The sequence below is a fragment of the Scytonema hankhaensis NUACC26 genome, from assembly GCF_045865695.1.
GTDB lineage: Bacteria > Cyanobacteriota > Cyanobacteriia > Cyanobacteriales > Nostocaceae > Scytonema.
This window is the reverse complement of sequence record NZ_BAACAP010000189.1, coordinates 1-17,286: the sequence shown is the minus strand read 5'-3', so window position 1 is coordinate 17,286 and position 17,286 is coordinate 1. Positions and strand designations below refer to the sequence as shown.

Below are 17,286 nucleotides of genomic sequence, written 5' to 3'. Positions count from 1 at the left end.
GCAGTTTGTAAAACATACTTGTCAAAGAAAGGGCAGATTTGTGACTATGAAAATCTTAAATCATACTAAATTCGCGTCTTGTACCCCCTTTATAATTTAGTCCGTGCAGGCGGGGGGCTTCGTTTGTATAGTCGCGATTTCCAATCGCTGGGCTAAAAGGGGTTAGAAAAACGGATTTGGTATCATTCGTAAAAATTTAGATCCCCGACTTTTCGTCAGTATAAAGACGCGCCATGCGCTACAGAACCTCATGCATCACTTCATTATTTTCTCGAATATCTGTCTCAATTTCGTCTGGGAAGGCGCACTCATCGCAAAAGTAGAAACGCGAAATTTCGTGTCTCTACAGCGTCTAGACTTAGAGCGTGAGGCTATCATTAATTAAACTTTGCTAGTAACCAACGAGTAATAGCTCCATCATCTTCACTTAGAGAACGCACAAGAGCTTCCTCAACCAAGGCAATTTCCAATCCCGGCAGTACTTGAGATTCACGAATGGGGGTAGTTTGTGTTGCTAACAATGAATTTGCAATTACCTTCCCTGCACTGACATCAACTACCCAATACTCTTGAACTCCCAGGCGTTGGTAAAGTTTTTGTTTACGCTCAGTATCGTCTTCTAGAGACGAAGCGGCAATTTCTACAACTAGCGTGGGTGGAGTTAACTCATTGAGATTTACTGGAGCATTATTTCGGGGAGGAAGTTGCAAATTTGTGCCAATATAAAAAGCAATATCAGGCTGAGATTCACGAACTCTAGCTTTTCTAAAGCTAGTATTCGTTAGTCCTATCACTGGAATATTCTTGATTGTTGCATATAAAATGATAACTGTTGAAACAATAGTGTTATCTCGACCATGTGCAGGACCTAGTGGTGACATCTCAATCCTCATGTAACCGTCATCATAGTAAAATCTAGCACCTTCCAAGGTGGGGTCATCTGCAAAGGTCAGAAAATCTTCCCAAGCTGCCTCTACCCAGGTATCTGTAGGAACAGTATCTATTACTGGCGCTTGATTAAGCATAATTGGGGAACCTGCATTGTGTTTTTGCTATTAAACTTAGTTTAACAATGCTTCACCATGACGATAAAGTTCACGAGCATAGTCAGTCCAAGTTCCTTGTCTCCAATAGCGAAAAACAACTAAGTTGTAGTAATAATTTATACAATAGTGCTTCTTGGTAGTCGGCACGCTTTGTCACTTCCGGATCTTGTTGTACTAAGCGATCGCATTTCAACAGCAGCATGAATCTTACTCCCTTTGCGCCATAAAATTACCGATTCTCTTCTTCTCTTTCTTCGTGCTCTTTGTGCCCTTGTGCGGTTCATTTAATTAAATAATCTTTAAGCAGGATAGGAGTAAATCAACCTGAAAAGGAGAAAAATTTAGTCTAAACTCCACTCAGGAGGCGGAGCCTCTAAAAAAGCATTCCCAGGCGGAGCCTGGGAACGAGATGAGAGGTGGAACTGGAGTTTGATTAAGCTGTAAACACCTCTATAGGTAAGCGTTTGAAGGAAAGACGCTCATTCTCGATATCGACAAAGATGGTATCGCCGTCATGAAACTCGCCACGCAAGATAGCTTTGGCAATTTGAGTTTCTAACTCTCGTTGAATGGCTCGCTTCAGGGGTCTTGCTCCAAACACTGGGTCGTAACCAACATCAGCTAAAAAGTCAAGAGCAGCATCTGAAAGTCTGAGAGACATCTTACGATCGCTCAATCTTTGGCGCAATCTATCGACTTGCAACTGCACGATTCGACGCAATTCTTCCTTATGCAATGGATGGAAGAAGATAATCTCATCAAGGCGGTTGAGAAACTCAGGACGGAAACTATTTCGCATTGCTTCCATAACCCGGTGGCGCATTTCATCATAACGCGAGTCATCACCTGCGACATCCAAAATGTACTGCGAACCGATGTTACTCGTCATGATAATGATAGAGTTCTTAAAGTCCACCGTATGACCTTGAGCATCAGTCACGCGACCATCATCAAGAATTTGCAGGAAGATGTTAAAAACATCAGGATGAGCTTTTTCGATTTCATCAAACAAAATCACAGCATAAGGACGACGCCGAATAGCCTCTGTCAGTTGTCCTCCTTCTTCATAACCCACGTATCCCGGAGGCGCACCGATCAAACGAGAAACAGCGTGTTTCTCCATGTACTCGGACATATCAATCCTAACAAGCGCTTCTTCCGTATCAAACAAGTAAGCAGCAAGTGCTTTCGCTAATTCGGTTTTACCAACACCTGTAGGACCGAGGAAAATAAAGCTAGCAATGGGACGATTGGGGTCTGCAAGCCCAGCACGAGAACGTTGAATAGCATCTGCTACTGCTGTGACTGCTTCTTGTTGTCCGACAACTCGATTGTGCAGTTCATCTTCTAAATGCAACAGCTTTTCTTTCTCAGATTCCACCAACTTGCTGATAGGAATTCCCGTCCACTTAGAAATCACTTCTGCAATATCAGCTTCGGTGACTTCTTCTCTCAACAGAGATTTTCCACTTCGTTGTGCGCGAGCCAGGTCGCTTTCTGCTGCTTCTAAATCGCGATGCAAACTGGTAAGTTTGCCATATTTTAACTCAGCAGCGCGGTTAAGATCGTAATTGCGTTCTGCTTGTTGAATCTCTAAGTTAACGCGGTCGATTTCTTCTTTAACAGACTGAATTTTTGCAATTACATCTTTTTCAGATTGCCATTGCGTCTTCAACTCTCTTTGTTCTTCTTTAAAGTCCGCAAGTTCTTTTTCTAATCTTTCCAAACGTTCTCTGGAAGCTGCATCACTTTCTTTTTGTAGTGAGAGCTTTTCCATTTCTAACTGTAGAATCTTACGGTCAATTTCGTCGAGTTCTTCAGGTTTGGAGGTAATCTCCATCTTCAGTCTAGCAGCTGCTTCGTCTACCAAGTCAATGGCTTTATCGGGTAAGAAGCGATCGCTAATATAACGACTAGACAAAGTTGCTGCTGCGACTAAAGAACTATCAGAAATTTTCACTCCATGGTGAACCTCATACCGTTCTTTCAAACCCCGCAAAATAGAAATTGTATCTTCCACGCTAGGTTGATCGACATAAACCTGTTGGAAACGTCTTTCCAAAGCGGCATCTTTTTCAATATATTTACGGTATTCGTCTAAAGTTGTTGCACCAATACAGCGCAATTCGCCCCGCGCCAACATTGGCTTTAATAAGTTACCAGCATCCATTGCGCCTTGGGTTGCACCCGCGCCGACAACTGTATGAATTTCATCAATAAATAGAACTATATTGCCGTTCGATTCGGTAACTTCTTTTAAGACTGCTTTTAGACGTTCTTCAAATTCACCTCGGAATTTTGCACCCGCAATCAAAGCACCCATGTCTAGAGCGATGAGTTTGCGGTCTTTTAAAGACTGAGGAACATCACCAGCTATGATACGCTGAGCCAATCCTTCAGCGATCGCTGTTTTACCAACACCTGGTTCCCCAATCAGGACGGGGTTGTTTTTGGTACGACGTGATAAAATTTGGATAGTGCGGCGAATTTCATCATCACGTCCGATCACTGGGTCAAGTTTACCTTGACGGGCTGCTTCTGTCAGTTCGCGCCCGTACTTTTCCAGTGCTTGGTATTTCCCTTCTGGATTTTGGTCGGTCACTTTTTGATTCCCACGAATTTGTTTAACAATATTTTTAACTTTTCCTTCGTCCAGCCCAAATTCTTGGAATAACCCTTTACCGAAGCGGTCATCTTTAGCATAACCTAGCAACAGGTGCTCGATGGAGATGAACTCGTCCTGAAACTCCTTACGATACCCATCTGCTCGATCGAGAAGCGTATCCAAGCTGCGTCCCAAGTAAACTGAACTGCTACTACCAGAGACTTTAGGCTGACGTTGAATGAATTGTTCGGTGCGATCGCGTAGTTTTTGCAGATTGACACCAGCTTTTGTGAAAACACCATTAGTGAGTCCTTCCTGGTCTAACAGTGCTTTCATCAGGTGTTCGCTTTCTATCTGCTGTTGTTGATACTGTTTGGCAATATCTGGAGTGTGCGCGATTGCTTCCCAAGCTTTTTCTGTAAATTGGTTTGGATTAGTTGGTTGCATAAGCTTTAATTCCAGGAAAGAATTACTCTAGGCTTGTGTTTAAATTTGCTAAGAGCGCAGATAGAACAAAAATATAGTTTGTTCTTATGCAATCATTGTAAAAACAGGGGTGTTAGTCGCTGGATCGGAATTCACGTCCTTCCATAGTCGTATTACCGTCCATCTGTCCGTTCAGGTTCATCGTGATAATGAGGACTTACGCATAGCCCCCCTTTTTAAGCTACACAATAGTTATTATTTGCACTATCTTATATGTTTAAAGGTCAGGAGATTCATCAGAAGGCTCATTAAGATTGGAAGATTCTTGAAGAAGTTCATTCCAGTTATTTGGAGGATATCCCCTCTCAAGCATTCTTGCGAAGATGCGATACGGGTCTGTCTTAACTCCGGCTTTACGAAGTGACTTCTCATCATTGACCCATCCATAAATAATGACTTGAGAAGTCATGTTGTAACGAAAGAACAAACGAAACCGTTGATGGAACTTTGCTCGAAACCAATACTTTTTGTCTTGTCCCAACGTAGTACCTTGTCGAAACTCTTGTGCAGTTGGATCGAGAGGAATCCGTCTGTAAACAAGCTCTTGAATACTTTTAAGCAGCTTTGTACTTGGATGTAACTGATATTTCTCAGGCTCTTGCTTCTCAAGCTCTTCTACGGTAGTAATTAGCTTGTTATATTGCTCAAGAAAAGCAGGGTGAGCCAAAAGTGTCCATCCGTTGACTTTCATGCAAACACAAAATCGTCAGGTAACTCTTCGTCAAGATCTGTTTTCATTCCTGTCGTGAGGTTTTCACCTCGACGGAATAAGTCTTCTGGAAGCAGTTGCAAGATCTCTGGATTGCCAGTCATATCGCAATCGAGTAAGTCCAGGAAGGCAGATGCAGTAACGCTCTCTTCTATACGCAGAACTTCCAAATCTTGCTCAAAGCGATCGTAGTGCTCTACCTTGGGTGATTGAAGCCTTTTATCCATTCTTTTCCTTGTTTGTCTTATACATAAGTACTGGATTATATTTTTATTTTAGTTGATTTTGGCAAAAGAGTTTTATTAATGTACATACAGTCTCAGAATCTATTGCGTCTTTGCGATTTTTCTTATTTATTCCTCAAATTCAAGGCGACAGACTGCTAGGAAGCTAAAACTCAATTATGAAACTATCCTGCTGATGAAAGTCAGCGTCCGTTTCCGGATGAGTTAATGCCCAGTAAGTAACAGAACCATCTTTATGTTTGATGACAGTAGAAATACCAACCTTCAAAATCATATCTATTGAAATAATTAAATTCAAATTTACACTGAGGACGATCGCCAAACCATCTGAGAGATACTGAACACTAAAAGGAAGTATTGTAAAAGCAGTTTCTTCTTGCATCCCTTGACGGTAACTATCAAATCGGTACACATTCCAATCCCCAGAAGGAGACATATTAAATTCCCAATAGCGATCGCTATTCTCTACCCCAAGAAAAAACTCAAAGCAAGTGTTTTGCCAAAGTTCGTGCTTGCGTGTGGGTTCTTCTGATTCTTCAGCAATCTCGATTTCTGTTAAATCTTCCAGAAGAGCATATTGAATAGTAAATTGATTTTCATATCGGGCGACATTGCCTTTGATTTTCAGTTTGCTTAGCGATTCACTCTTAGAAAAAGGTTGTAGGAAAAATGTTTGCTCTTTCATCAAAAAACCTCATAGAAAACTGGTCACTGGTCAGGTGGTCACTGGTCAGGTGGTCACTGGTCAGGTGGTCACTGGTCAGTTGACTCTTGCAACTCAATCCAAAATCGACTTCCTTGACCGAGAGTAGATTCAACACCTGCTCGTCCTCCGAGACGTTCTGCTCCTTTTCGCACAATAGCTAATCCAATTCCAGTTCCTGGGTAAGTTTCAGTACTATGTAGTCGCTCAAACACACCAAAAATTTGCTCCTGATAATTTGGTTCAATACCAATTCCGTTATCTTCTATCCATAGACGCACTTGTTGCAATGATGGAGAGGAATCTTCGCCTGATTCCCTTGTTTCTTTTAGTTCTATTGTTTCCGCCCAAACTCGAATATATGGTTGAATTCCTGGTGTAATAAATTTAATTGCATTTGAAAAGAGATTAACAATAATTTGTACTAAAATTGGGTGATGTCCCATAACAATAGGCAAGTTTTCAGCGCTCGCAATTTGAGCTTGGCGCTCGCGTAAATCTGTTGCTAATTGCGAGCGAGCATCTGCTATAACTTGAGCCAATTGCACAGGAGCCAACTTAATCTTCTCGCGACTGAGACGGCTGTAGGCTAACAGATCGTGAACTAACTCGCTCATGACCTCAGTGCCGCGAAAAATATGTTGAATATATTCTCGAGCTGTTTCATCTAAGCGATCGTCATAATCTTCAGCTAAAGCTTGAGCAAACCCTTGAATACCTCGTAACGGTGCTCGTAGGTCATGCGCCACAGTGTAGGAAAAAGCCTCCAAGTCTTTATTCACCTCTTGAAGTTCAATTGTACGTTCTTCAACCCGTTGTTCTAAGGTGATATTCAGTTGTTGAAGCTCAACTTCTGCCATTTTACGGGTTGTGATGTCGGTATGAACGGCTATGTACTGATACGGTTTCCCAGAGACATCTAGAAACGGCACAATTGTGGTAGCAACCCAGTAGAAAGTACCATCCTTGGCGCGATTTTTAATTTCTCCTTGCCATACCTGTCCGCGAGTAATAGTTGCCCATAGATGTTGAAAGAATTCTTTAGGGTGATAGCCGGAGTTTACAACACGATGGTTTTGTCCGATCAATTCTTCTCTTGAGTACTGTGAAAGCTCGCAAAATTTGTCGTTTACGTATGCGAGCGTTCCTTCAGTATCAGTAATGGCAACAATTGAGGAGCGATCGAGAGCAAACTTAAAGTCCGCCAAGTCTTTGAGCGTTTGCTGTAATGCCATCTCTGCCCGCTTGCGCTCGGTAATATTCAAAAACGCGCCGATACTGCCTCTTACTTTTCCGCATTCGTCAAAAAGCGGGGCGGCGTACTCTAAAAGAGTTAAGGCTGTGCCATCATTCCAAACCACATCAACCTCTAAATCCCGAACTTCTATCCCAAGAGCGGCTGCACGCTGTAAGGGCAGATCTTCTGAAGAAAGTTCCTGACCTTCACAATAGACCTTAAAGTTTTTTGGTCGCTCGTCTTCTGGCGCACTTAAAGAAGCATTTACAGTAGAAGAAATAGATAACATTTGAGCAAATGCTGAGTTGACCCGAATTTTTTTGCATTGGGAGTCTTCAGCGATGCCAACACCAATGGGAATAACCTCTAATAAAGTCTGAGATTCTGCTAACTGTCGTTGGAGTTCCTGATTTAAATTCAGAAGAGCAGAATGCATTCGTTCTTCGCTCTCGCGCAAGGCAATTTCAGCTTGTTTGCGAACGGTGATATCGCAATTCACTTCTAAAAATCCGGTTGGGTTTCCTTGCTCATCCCGTATTAAGACTTGACGGCTTTCAACTATTAATTGCCGACCATTTTTACAGGTACGAATTAACTCACCTTGCCAGCTTTCTTGTTGTAACAACGTGTTATCGAGATTTATACTTTTCGGATTTTGAGTTTCTAGTAAAGTATCAGGCACAAGTCCAATTACTTCTTCCCGCATCCAGCCATACATGACTTCAGCGCCACGATTCCAATAAGTAATCGTACCTCGTTCGTCTCGGACAAAGATTGCTTCGCTAGATAATTCTAAAAGTTTAGCCTGTTGCTGCAAAACTCGTGCTTGTTCTGCAAGCTGCTGTTCGGCTTGTTTGCGCTCGGTCACATTTCCTACTTTATTGTATGGTGTTTTACCATAACTTTGTTTCACTGTACCTTCCCATTCTATCTAAGCCAGACACCCACGGGCAATAGAATAACCCACAACGAGGGAATAAAAATAATTCTTTTCCAATGCCCCATGCCCATAGCCCTATTTTCAAGATAAGCTCCGAACGCTACTTTCGAGTTAATAACTTCGCATCTTGAATAATTTTACGAATAGCTATTTCCTGAGATTCAATACTCTCTGTCAGTTTAAATTGGACAAGTGCTCTATTAAGGTTGTGTTCTGGATACTTAACTTTAAAGTAGATATTTCCTGCTAAATAATCAGCAAAAAATCTTAACCCCAACTCAAAGGAAATGAGACGAATTGCGTCATACATATATACGTAATCCTCCTCAAGAAGAAATGTTTTAGCTACAAAGAGATACCCCTGAAGAATTCCTTGGCATAAATCTGTATCAAAAGAAACTTTTTCCCATTCTTCTGTTTCTTCTCCAGCTAAATTGCAACCAGAGCGCAAGCAGTCTCCAATGTCGTAATGCACGAGACCGGGCTTTACAGTATCTAAGTCTATCACGCTAGCAGCTTGCTGAGTAGCAGTATCAAACATAACATTGTTAATTTTGGGGTCGCCATGCATAAGACGTAGTGGTAACTCACCTGTCGCTTTAGCCTTTTCTAAAACTTCTGCCCAAAGTTGGCGATCGCTAATAAACTGCAAGCAATATTCAACTTCAGGTGATTTCTGGGGATGAGCTTTTGCCAACACTTGGTGGTAATGTTGGAGATACAGGGGAGTGATGTGAAATCCTTCTAGGGTATCAGCAAGTTTTTCAGGGGGCAAATCGCTGATGAGGTTGTGAAACATACCCAAAGCATAACCGATTTCTCTGGCGTGTTCCATAGTTTGCATGGTATCAAAAGACTGAGTACCATCAATAAAACTAATTGCTCGCCAAAACGAGTCGTCAGTATCTTTCCAGTAATCTCGTGCATTTTTTGTAACTAGTACTCTTGGTACTTCCCAACGACGATTGAGAGGAGTACGTTGTAAGCGAGCGCGAACGTACTCAGTAAAAGTACGCATATTCTGCATAATCAGTTCTGGTTGACGAAACACTTGCGTGTTGATGCGTTGTAAGACAAAGTGCTTCTCCTCTGAAGAATCCAAAGTGACCAGAAATGTATCATTAATATTGCCACTACCAAATGCTTGAACAGTCATCACCTGTCCTTTCAAGGCGAATTGGTCAGCAATGGCAGTTAATTTATTTGTGTCTCGGTTTTCTGTCATATTTGAATGAAATCTCTACTCCTGAACTGTTATAGCTGTTAGCTCCTACTTTATGCACTATAAAATCCCTATTTAATTTTTGAAATATAGCGGTTTTCATTTGGGTATAATATATAAAAAGTTATGGAACCGCAGGCTGTAGCAGACGAACGCGGATAAATCTTTACTTTATTCAAGTGATGAGCTATATACACATGGTAGGGTGGGCTTTAGCCCTACCTACAGTACTTCTAATAAACTCTTTAACATTAAGTAAGATGAAGTCGCTCCTGGATCTTGATGTCCTATACTTCGCTCTCCTAAATAACTAGCCCGTCCCTTTTTAGCCAGCATAGGAGTTGTGTCTTGCATTCCCCGTTCGCCCGCAGCGACAGCTTCCTGCATGGCTTGGATAGAATTCTTACCTTCACTTAGAGCTTGTTGAAAAGCAGCGACAGCTCGAGAGAGTACATCCAACATCGTTTTGTCTCCCAGTTCTGCTTTACCTCTTTGAAAAACACCATCTAAACCTGCTTGCAACATTGCTAGCAAATCCCCATCATTTAGTTCTTCTTTGCCAGCGACAGCTGTACTTGCTCTTAAAAAGAAAGTCCCATAAAGAGGACCACTCGCACCGCCTACTGAAGAAATGAGGGTCATGCTAACGGTTTTTAAAAGACTACCGATATCTTTATCTGCTACCGTTGGCAATTGACCTATAACTTTTTTAAATCCACGCTCCATGTTAATACCATGATCGGCATCACCAATTGCCGCATCTAATTCTGTCAAATAATCTTTATTCTTCTCTATCTCGTCAGTAAAATGCTGCAACCACTTTAAAATCTGCTCTTTTGTAACCATAGCTCAATTTCCCCACCGCAAACTTGGTGTTTTTACAGGTGCATCCCATAACCGAACCATGTCGTCGTTCACTTTTAATAATGTTATGGAACATCCTTGCATCTCTAAAGAAGTGATATACGAGCCAATTAGGTTGCGTACAATAAACAATCCCTTCTTTTTGCAAATTTCGGCGAGTTTGCGATAAACAAGATACAGTTCGCTCAGAGGAGTCCCACCCATACCATTGACAAAAGCTAGAACGCGATCCCCGTTCTGAAAAGCAGGATCGATAAGTTCTACATCTACCCATTCATCTTTCTCTTCATCCCATTCCCTCACTGTACGACTGTAAGACGTATCCTCAATAATAGATAGTGCCAGCATTTCTGTTATCTCATCTACGGGTACGAAAGCTCTACGTTCTCTTCCCGGTTCGCCGTGGATACCAATACCCATTTCTATTTCGCGATCGCTCAGTTCAAAAGTTGGCATCCCTTTAGCAGGAACTGTGCAAGAACTGAGTGCGATCCCCATACTACGACCATTCAAATTCACTTGGCGACACAAATCTACAACTTGTTGTAAATCGTATCCTTCTTGTGCTGCCGCACCACAAATCTTTTCTGCCAGTACCGTTGTGCCTACACCCCGGCGTCCCTGAGTATATAAGCTATCTTTAACTGCTACATCATCATCTATGAGAATATTTAAAACTCGAATCCCCTCACTTCGGGCTAACTCCGTTGCCATTTCAAAGTTCATGATATCCCCACTGTAATTTTTCACAATGTAAACGATACCAGCCCCTCCATCGACTTTTTTAGCAGCTGCCAACATTTGGTCGGGGGTAGGAGAAGTAAAAACCTCACCAGGACAAGCAGCGTCTAACATTCCTAGACCGACAAACCCTGCGTGCATTGGTTCGTGACCGCTTCCCCCACCAGAAATAATTGCGACTTTCCCAGGTATTGGTGCATCGACTCTATAAACAAAAGTAGGGTCATAGTCAACTTTGATGAAATCGGAATGAGCTTCTGCCATTCCTTGTAAACTTTCGCGGACAAAATCTTCAGGTTTATTAATAAGTTTTTTCATGGTTTAACCATTCTTTATTTATAAGTTTCTAAAACCTAGAATAGATCGTTCTTGCTCTTTATTGATTTATGAGAGCTTTATCAAGATATGTAACAGTCACAGATTATTATTAAGAAATGTTGCTGACAGTCGATCCCTTTGCTAGTGTATGCCTATGCAGTTTGTTCTGGTAAACACTCGTATTTAGCAGAGGTGTTATCCATGGTCATTGTCTTACAGAATTGAGTTTCTTACTATTAGGGTTTTCTGCAATTGATATCTCGATTGCAAGTATTTTCTATCTCTCTCGACGATAAGTGCATTCTTTGAGAAATTTTTCAACTTGCAAAGCATGCACTAACGAGAGTGAGACTTTCACTTTGTAGGTTTTAACTATGAATATTCGAGACAAAACAGTTCTGATTACTGGAGCCTCCCGAGGCATTGGGCGAGCGATCGCAATTGAATTGGCAAAGCAAGGAGTCAAATGCCTTTTATTAGTGGCTAGAGATACGACTCGATTAGCTGAGGTGGCTTCTGAAATAGAAATGCTTGGTGTGAAAGCACATACTATGGCTTTAGATTTATCTCAAGTTGTGGAAGTGAATATTGCGATCGCTCAAGCTTGGCGGAATTACGGACCCATTGATGTCCTTGTCAATTGTGCTGGAGTAGCCTATCAAACACCTTTCCTCAACTCTCGATTGTCTAACGTACAAGCAGAAATCTCTGTGAATCTTATTGGTATGTACACTATGACTCGTCTAGTAGCTAGACGTATGGCTGTACAACGTTCGGGGAATATTATTAACGTTTCTAGTTTGATGGGTAAAGTAGCTGCACCAACAATGGCAACCTATTCAGCTACAAAATTTGCAATTCTAGGCTTCACTCAGGCTTTGCGAGGCGAACTCGCACCATACAATATTCGAGTTGCTGCTTTGTTACCATCTTTAACTGACACCGATATGGTGAGAAATTTAGATTGGTTTCGCTGGGTCATACCTATGACTCCCCAACAGGTGGCTCAAGCACTTGTTAGAGGTCTACAAAGAGATTCGCCTGAAATCTTGGTAGGATGGCAAAGTCACATTGCTGTGTGGTGCGATCGTCTTGCGCCTTGGTTCTTGGAAAAAGTATTACAAATGGCATCTCCGCTCTCTCAAGAAAAACAAGTGCGCTATCAAAGATGGAGAAATGCTAGGTAATACTGTTTCTCCCTAATGTTGGTGTGACATTTAAAGGGTTGGCAATGCCAACCCCAACTCTAGGTTGATTTTTTGGTAATTTATGTTACAATCTAAAACGCTATTAATTTTGTCCCCTAGTATCGTAAGTCATAATCTCGATCGAGCAACGGCATAATAATGAATACTTGCACCGATCGTTTGGTCAGTTAAAAATTAAATTTGGTGAATGCACGCGGGGAGATTAACGTGAGTGAAGGGTTCGATTACGATTTAGTGATTTTAGGCGCTGGAGTGGGCGGACATGGTGCTGCTCTACACGCCGTAAGCTGCGGTCTCAAGACAGCGATTGTCGAAGCGGCTGACATGGGAGGAACTTGTGTTAACCGAGGCTGTGTCCCATCCAAAGCACTGCTAGCAGCATCTGGGCGAGTGCGGGAATTACGTAATGCTCATCACCTCAAGTCCCTAGGTATTCAATTGGGAAATGTTGAGTTTGACAGACAAGGAATTGCCGATCATGCCAACAATCTTGCGGCAAAAATTCAGGGTGACTTAACCAATAGCTTGAAACGCCTGAAGGTCGATATTATTCGCGGCTGGGGTAAAGTCGCTGGAAAACAAAAAGTGACTGTCACAACAGATAGCGGTGAAAAAACTATTACGGCAAAAGATATTATTCTTTCCCCCGGATCTGTACCTTTCGTTCCTCCGGGTATTCAAGTCGATGGCAAAACAGTTTTCACAAGCGACCAAGCAGTGAAATTAGAATCACTACCAGACTGGGTAGCAATTGTAGGCAGTGGTTACATCGGATTGGAATTTTCTGATGTTTACTCGGCATTGGGCAGTGAAATTACTATGATAGAAGCCCTAGACCAACTTATGCCGGGATTCGATCGCGATATTGCCAAACTCGCAGAACGAGTTCTCATTACGAACCGAGACATTGAAACCCATGTAGGAATATACGCTAAAAAAGTGATTCCCGGTTCGCCCGTCATTATTGAGTTAGCTAATTTCAAAACCAAAGAAGATGTAGATGTACTGGAAGTCGATGCTTGCTTGGTAGCAACCGGACGCATTCCTGCTACGCAAAACTTAGGTTTAGATTCTGTGGGTGTAGAACTCGATCGCCGGAATTTTATTCCAGTTAACGATAACATGGCTGTGCTATCTGCTGGGGAACCAGTGCCGCACTTGTGGGCAATCGGAGACGCCACTGGTAAAATGATGCTTGCCCATGCTGCCTCAGCTCAAGGGATTGTTGCTGTAGAAAATATTTGTGGGCGTCATAAAGAAGTAGACTATGCCAGCATTCCGGCTGCTGCTTTTACCCACCCAGAAATTAGCTACGTAGGCATGACAGAAACCGCCGCTAAAGAAAAAGGGAGTGCAGAAGGATGGACAGTAGGAATCGCTAAGAGTTACTTCAAAGGCAATTCCAAAGCCCTGGCTGAAGGTGAAGCAGATGGAATGGCAAAAGTTATTTATCGCAAAGACACGGGAGAAGTTTTAGGTGTCCATATTTTTGGGATGCACGCTTCGGATATTATTCATGAAGCATCAGCAGCTATTGCTAACCGTCAATCCGTTCACACCCTAGCTCATCTAGTCCACGCCCATCCAACACTTTCTGAAGTGTTAGATGAAGCATACAAACGAGCAGTGGCTTAATAAATGCTGAATTATGAATGATGAATGCTGAAAAATTGGCACTTCATAATTCATAATTCATAATTTTCTTTTATGCAAATCCGTCGCCGTCGTCCTAACCCATCTATAGCTGTTTCGATACTGCGGTATCAGGTTGCTGTGCCCGATGCTCAGCCAAACAATATATTAGAGGAAATTGTTTGGCACAAAGAAGAAGAAGTAGATATCATGCGGGAAAAGCTACCGCTACTAGAATTGCAGCGTCAAGTACTCGATGCACCTCCAACTCGTGATTTTGTGGCTGCGTTGCGTCAAGGAAAAACACACCCAGCACTGATTGCTGAGGTTAAAAAAGCTTCTCCTAGTAAAGGGGTTTTAAGAGAAAATTTCGATTCAGTGGAGATCGCACTCAAATACGAGCAAAGCGGTGCAAGTTGTATTTCGGTACTTACTGATGAAAAATTTTTCTCTGGCAGCTTTGAAAACTTAAGTAAGGTTCGCTCTGCGGTAGATTTACCGTTGCTATGTAAGGAATTTGTCATTTATCCTTATCAAATGTATAGAGCACGTGTTGCGGGTGCAGATGCAGTGCTGTTGATTGCAGCGATACTGAGCGATCGCGATTTACAATACTTCATCAAAATTGCCAAAACTCTAAAAATGGTAGCGTTGGTTGAAGTTCATACTCTAGCAGAACTCGATCGCGTCTTAAATCTTGAGGGCGTCACCTTAATAGGTATAAACAACCGCAATTTAGAAGATTTCTCCGTGAATTTGCAAACCACCTGCGAACTTATAGCCGCAAGGAGGGACTTAATACAAGAGCGTAACATTTTAGTTGTGAGCGAGTCGGGATTCCACACCCCAGAAGATTTAGGGATAGTGGAACGTGCGGGAGTATCTGGCGTCCTTATTGGCGAATCTCTTGTAAAATGCCCAGATCCAGGGGAAGCAATTACCAATCTTTTTGCAAAATCTTCATCACCCACTAAATAAACGGTTTCACCAAATCATTTCTGTTTATGTAACAATTTATTTAATGACAAACCCAGTGAAGGATAAAAGCTAAAGTAAGAAAGGTCAATGCCTCGCCATTCCTTTATCCTTCATACTTTACACTTTATCCTTCACTAGACTTATCCAAAAATTGCAATCAAAATATTAATTACATGGAGCAAATTCCTCTGCCTTCACCTGTTCACTACGAACTCATACTGCAACTGCTAGAAAGGCAAACTATGCCTACACTCAACAGCAACCCAAAGCTCAGAAATCAGGTGAACCAGCTCATTATTACTCTCAGAAAAGCCGTTGCACAACAAAAGCAATTAGAAGAAGCATGCCAATCAACCTCTTTAGAAGTCGATCATCGTTGGTCGCTCAATCATCTTAACACCGAACAAGTGGTGACTCCAGATTAACAAAAAACTTTCAAAATGAAGCTCAATAGCTTAAATAATACTACCTATACTCAAACAATTTGCAATTTGCAATTGATTCCCCTGTTGATTACAATTTGCGAATTAATATGATTTTTTGTGGCTCAAACATCTACCAACCAAGAACTACCAACCAAATGAGAAGCGGGTTGAAGATTCTTCGACCCGCTCCTCCAACCTATTAAGTTTAACAAAGCGATAAGGTAAGCAATCAATCGCATTCTGAATTAGCCTTTGTAAAAGGCAGGGCAGATCCCGCATAGTAGATTATCCTCAACGACCATCACGTAACTATGCTGTTTCCAACCAGTCATAGATTTGCTCTAACTGGTCGATGGTAATCAAGCCATACTTCCAAAGAATCATAGGTAAAGGACCTGGATCTTGCTCTCGATGGCGAAGAGCAACTGCTATGCAAGCAGTGGAGATTGCTAAATCTTCCTGCAGAAAATGAATAAACCTAGAATATGTTGATGGCGACACCCTCATTGACCCCCTAAATTGAGAACTAAAGTGTACTTAAGTATATCAAGTAAAAATTTTTCCGCAACCGACGTGTTTGATTATGCTAAATAAGCTTCGGCAAACACGTGTATTGGTTTCCTAATATTCTTGAAAAAGAAGGCTTGTATTAACTCAAGCTCTTGTGCCACTAAATTTTGAGTTTCAAATAGCACAAATTCTTGTTCAATTCAGCTTTATTCTTTTTACCCTAGTACCCCAGTTAACTACACCTGCACTAAGAAAGATTCCTTAGATAATACTCCCTTACTGACTACACTTTACACTTACGTCAAAAGAAGTATCTTTTGCAGCCTAGCGTGAAATCTATCATTAGATCTAAGGACAACATTGCTTACTGAATTGCATTGTATCAAATATTAGTCTTATAGAAAGTCTCTTTACAGATACGTAATACTTTTTTTACAATTACTTCAAATCTGGCTGGAAAATAGGGCATTGGGCATGGGGTATTGTATTGGAAACTATAGCGGTTTTCATTTGAATTCAATACAGTTCTTGTGGGGCGGGCATCTTGCCTACCTAAAAAGCTTGAAAACAGGGCGTAGGGTGGGCATTACCTACTAACATTGAACAGTTGGCATTGCCCACCCTACAAAAATTGGTGAAGATTATTTTACCGAAGAACCAGACTTAAGAAACTCGATTTTGACGCGAGATCCTGGTTTCAAACCAAGTTCAGATGCTCGCCTAGAACGGAGTTCAATAACTTGGTTAACTGGTGTTTCGGGACTATAGCTAGGACAAGGCATAGTGTTACAAGGAGGTACGGAAACAGCAACGTGTTTTACAACACCATCAAGTAGAAAGACCATATCCAAAGGAACGGGTACATCCTTCATCCAAAAACTTGCTTGAAACGCTGACGGAAATTGAAAGAGCATTCCTCTATCGTTAGATAAAGCAGGTCGAAACATCAAGCCCATTGCTTGTTCTTGAGGTGTCCGTGCTACTTCCAATTGAATTTTTGCACCATTAGGAACAGTTGCAACGGCTGAAATGGGTAACTGTTGACCTCTATTGGTGCTGAGTGACACTTTCTCCCGATCCATTGGTGCTTGAGTTTGAGAACTAGGAGTACTTGTGGGCGACACTGCTGATGTTTGAGTAGAACAACTCATCAGCAATACACTCAACATCATTGATAAGACGCATAGCCAATTTATCATAACAGCTTTTGTTAGTGGTTAATTGTTAATGGTCACTGGTCAGGTGGTCACTGGTCAGGTGGTCACTGGTCAGGTGGTCAGGTGGTCAGGTGGTCACTACTACGATTCTCTCAACACGTAACCCACGCCCCGGACTGTTTGAATAAGGCGCTTTTGACCTTCATCTTCTATTTTTAACCGTAAGTAGCGAATATATACTTCAATTACGTTTGATTCGC

Annotated in this window: 16 protein-coding genes and 1 pseudogene; 4 read left to right on the top strand and 13 right to left on the bottom strand. The window is 41.8% G+C overall.

All coding sequences use genetic code 11. The features are described from left to right. Positions 1–377: 377 nt before the first annotated feature. From ACKTT2_RS19390 to dhaK, 10 genes and pseudogenes are all read right to left on the bottom strand, one after another. The gene (locus ACKTT2_RS19390) at positions 378–1,025 is read right to left on the bottom strand and encodes a Uma2 family endonuclease (RefSeq protein ID WP_407889885.1); all 648 of its coding nucleotides are present in this window, start codon (positions 1,023–1,025) and stop codon (positions 378–380) included. Positions 1,026–1,061: 36 nt separating this feature from the next. Next, positions 1,062–1,236, bottom strand: a pseudogene (locus tag ACKTT2_RS19385) (glycosyl hydrolase family 57); the annotation flags it as partial. A gap of 243 nt (positions 1,237–1,479) precedes the next feature. Then, positions 1,480–4,098 (bottom strand): ATP-dependent chaperone ClpB, encoded by a 2,619-nt coding sequence (gene clpB, locus ACKTT2_RS19380; protein ID WP_407889882.1) that lies wholly within the window; start codon positions 4,096–4,098, stop codon positions 1,480–1,482. 256 nt (positions 4,099–4,354) lie between these two features. Further along, positions 4,355–4,804, bottom strand: a complete 450-nt coding sequence (locus tag ACKTT2_RS19375; protein WP_407889880.1) for a type II toxin-antitoxin system YhaV family toxin — start codon at positions 4,802–4,804, stop codon at positions 4,355–4,357. 20 nt (positions 4,805–4,824) lie between these two features. Beyond that, positions 4,825–5,073 (bottom strand): type II toxin-antitoxin system PrlF family antitoxin, encoded by a 249-nt coding sequence (locus ACKTT2_RS19370; protein WP_407889878.1) that lies wholly within the window; start codon positions 5,071–5,073, stop codon positions 4,825–4,827. Positions 5,074–5,236: 163 nt separating this feature from the next. After that, on the bottom strand, positions 5,237–5,776 hold the full coding sequence (locus ACKTT2_RS19365; protein ID WP_407889876.1) for a DOMON-like domain-containing protein: 540 nt from the start codon (positions 5,774–5,776) through the stop codon (positions 5,237–5,239). Between the two features lie 68 nt (positions 5,777–5,844). After that, positions 5,845–7,944: a PAS domain-containing sensor histidine kinase gene (locus ACKTT2_RS19360; protein WP_407889874.1), complete on the bottom strand. Its 2,100-nt coding sequence runs from the start codon at positions 7,942–7,944 to the stop codon at positions 5,845–5,847. A gap of 127 nt (positions 7,945–8,071) precedes the next feature. After that, positions 8,072–9,196, bottom strand: coding sequence for a phosphotransferase enzyme family protein (locus ACKTT2_RS19355; RefSeq protein ID WP_407889872.1), 1,125 nt, complete (start codon positions 9,194–9,196; stop codon positions 8,072–8,074). A gap of 219 nt (positions 9,197–9,415) precedes the next feature. Beyond that, a complete protein-coding gene (gene dhaL / locus ACKTT2_RS19350; protein ID WP_407889870.1) occupies positions 9,416–10,039 on the bottom strand; it encodes a dihydroxyacetone kinase subunit DhaL in 624 nt (207 codons plus the stop codon). 3 nt (positions 10,040–10,042) lie between these two features. Then, on the bottom strand, positions 10,043–11,116 hold the full coding sequence (gene dhaK / locus ACKTT2_RS19345) for a dihydroxyacetone kinase subunit DhaK (protein ID WP_407889868.1): 1,074 nt from the start codon (positions 11,114–11,116) through the stop codon (positions 10,043–10,045). Between the two features lie 374 nt (positions 11,117–11,490). Here dhaK and ACKTT2_RS19340 point away from each other — a divergent pair, with 374 nt between their 5' ends. From ACKTT2_RS19340 to ACKTT2_RS19325, 4 genes are all read left to right on the top strand, one after another. Next, positions 11,491–12,303: an SDR family NAD(P)-dependent oxidoreductase gene (locus ACKTT2_RS19340; protein WP_407889865.1), complete on the top strand. Its 813-nt coding sequence runs from the start codon at positions 11,491–11,493 to the stop codon at positions 12,301–12,303. Between the two features lie 228 nt (positions 12,304–12,531). Then, positions 12,532–13,959, top strand: a complete 1,428-nt coding sequence (gene lpdA, locus ACKTT2_RS19335; protein WP_407889863.1) for a dihydrolipoyl dehydrogenase — start codon at positions 12,532–12,534, stop codon at positions 13,957–13,959. A gap of 72 nt (positions 13,960–14,031) precedes the next feature. After that, complete coding sequence (gene trpC, locus ACKTT2_RS19330) at positions 14,032–14,934, top strand: indole-3-glycerol phosphate synthase TrpC (protein WP_407889861.1); 903 nt, start codon at positions 14,032–14,034, stop codon at positions 14,932–14,934. A gap of 173 nt (positions 14,935–15,107) precedes the next feature. Further along, positions 15,108–15,359, top strand: a complete 252-nt coding sequence (locus ACKTT2_RS19325) for a DUF5340 domain-containing protein (RefSeq protein WP_407889859.1) — start codon at positions 15,108–15,110, stop codon at positions 15,357–15,359. A gap of 309 nt (positions 15,360–15,668) precedes the next feature. Here ACKTT2_RS19325 and ACKTT2_RS19320 read toward each other — a convergent pair whose 3' ends face one another. From ACKTT2_RS19320 to ACKTT2_RS19310, 3 genes are all read right to left on the bottom strand, one after another. Continuing rightward, entirely contained in the window at positions 15,669–15,866 is a 198-nt protein-coding gene (locus tag ACKTT2_RS19320) for a DUF2949 domain-containing protein (RefSeq protein WP_407889857.1), read from the bottom strand. Positions 15,867–16,510: 644 nt separating this feature from the next. Beyond that, the gene (locus tag ACKTT2_RS19315; RefSeq protein ID WP_407889855.1) at positions 16,511–17,068 is read right to left on the bottom strand and encodes a DUF192 domain-containing protein; all 558 of its coding nucleotides are present in this window, start codon (positions 17,066–17,068) and stop codon (positions 16,511–16,513) included. Between the two features lie 99 nt (positions 17,069–17,167). Beyond that, a partial coding sequence (locus ACKTT2_RS19310; protein WP_407889956.1) for a winged helix-turn-helix domain-containing protein occupies positions 17,168–17,286 on the bottom strand: 119 nt, incomplete at its 5' end.

What these genes read in the sequence shown, in the direction of transcription:
- ACKTT2_RS19390 (WP_407889885.1), bottom strand. Translation starts at nt 1,025, where the DNA reads ATGCTTAATCAAGCGCCAGTAATAGATACTGTTCCTACAGATACCTGG.
- clpB (WP_407889882.1), bottom strand. Translation starts at nt 4,098, where the DNA reads ATGCAACCAACTAATCCAAACCAATTTACAGAAAAAGCTTGGGAAGCA.
- ACKTT2_RS19370 (WP_407889878.1), bottom strand. Translation starts at nt 5,073, where the DNA reads ATGGATAAAAGGCTTCAATCACCCAAGGTAGAGCACTACGATCGCTTT.
- ACKTT2_RS19365 (WP_407889876.1), bottom strand. Translation starts at nt 5,776, where the DNA reads ATGAAAGAGCAAACATTTTTCCTACAACCTTTTTCTAAGAGTGAATCG.
- ACKTT2_RS19355 (WP_407889872.1), bottom strand. Translation starts at nt 9,196, where the DNA reads ATGACAGAAAACCGAGACACAAATAAATTAACTGCCATTGCTGACCAA.
- dhaL (WP_407889870.1), bottom strand. Translation starts at nt 10,039, where the DNA reads ATGGTTACAAAAGAGCAGATTTTAAAGTGGTTGCAGCATTTTACTGAC.
- dhaK (WP_407889868.1), bottom strand. Translation starts at nt 11,116, where the DNA reads ATGAAAAAACTTATTAATAAACCTGAAGATTTTGTCCGCGAAAGTTTA.
- ACKTT2_RS19340 (WP_407889865.1), top strand. Translation starts at nt 11,491, where the DNA reads ATGAATATTCGAGACAAAACAGTTCTGATTACTGGAGCCTCCCGAGGC.
- trpC (WP_407889861.1), top strand. Translation starts at nt 14,032, where the DNA reads ATGCAAATCCGTCGCCGTCGTCCTAACCCATCTATAGCTGTTTCGATA.
- ACKTT2_RS19325 (WP_407889859.1), top strand. Translation starts at nt 15,108, where the DNA reads ATGGAGCAAATTCCTCTGCCTTCACCTGTTCACTACGAACTCATACTG.
- ACKTT2_RS19320 (WP_407889857.1), bottom strand. Translation starts at nt 15,866, where the DNA reads ATGAGGGTGTCGCCATCAACATATTCTAGGTTTATTCATTTTCTGCAG.
- ACKTT2_RS19315 (WP_407889855.1), bottom strand. Translation starts at nt 17,068, where the DNA reads ATGATAAATTGGCTATGCGTCTTATCAATGATGTTGAGTGTATTGCTG.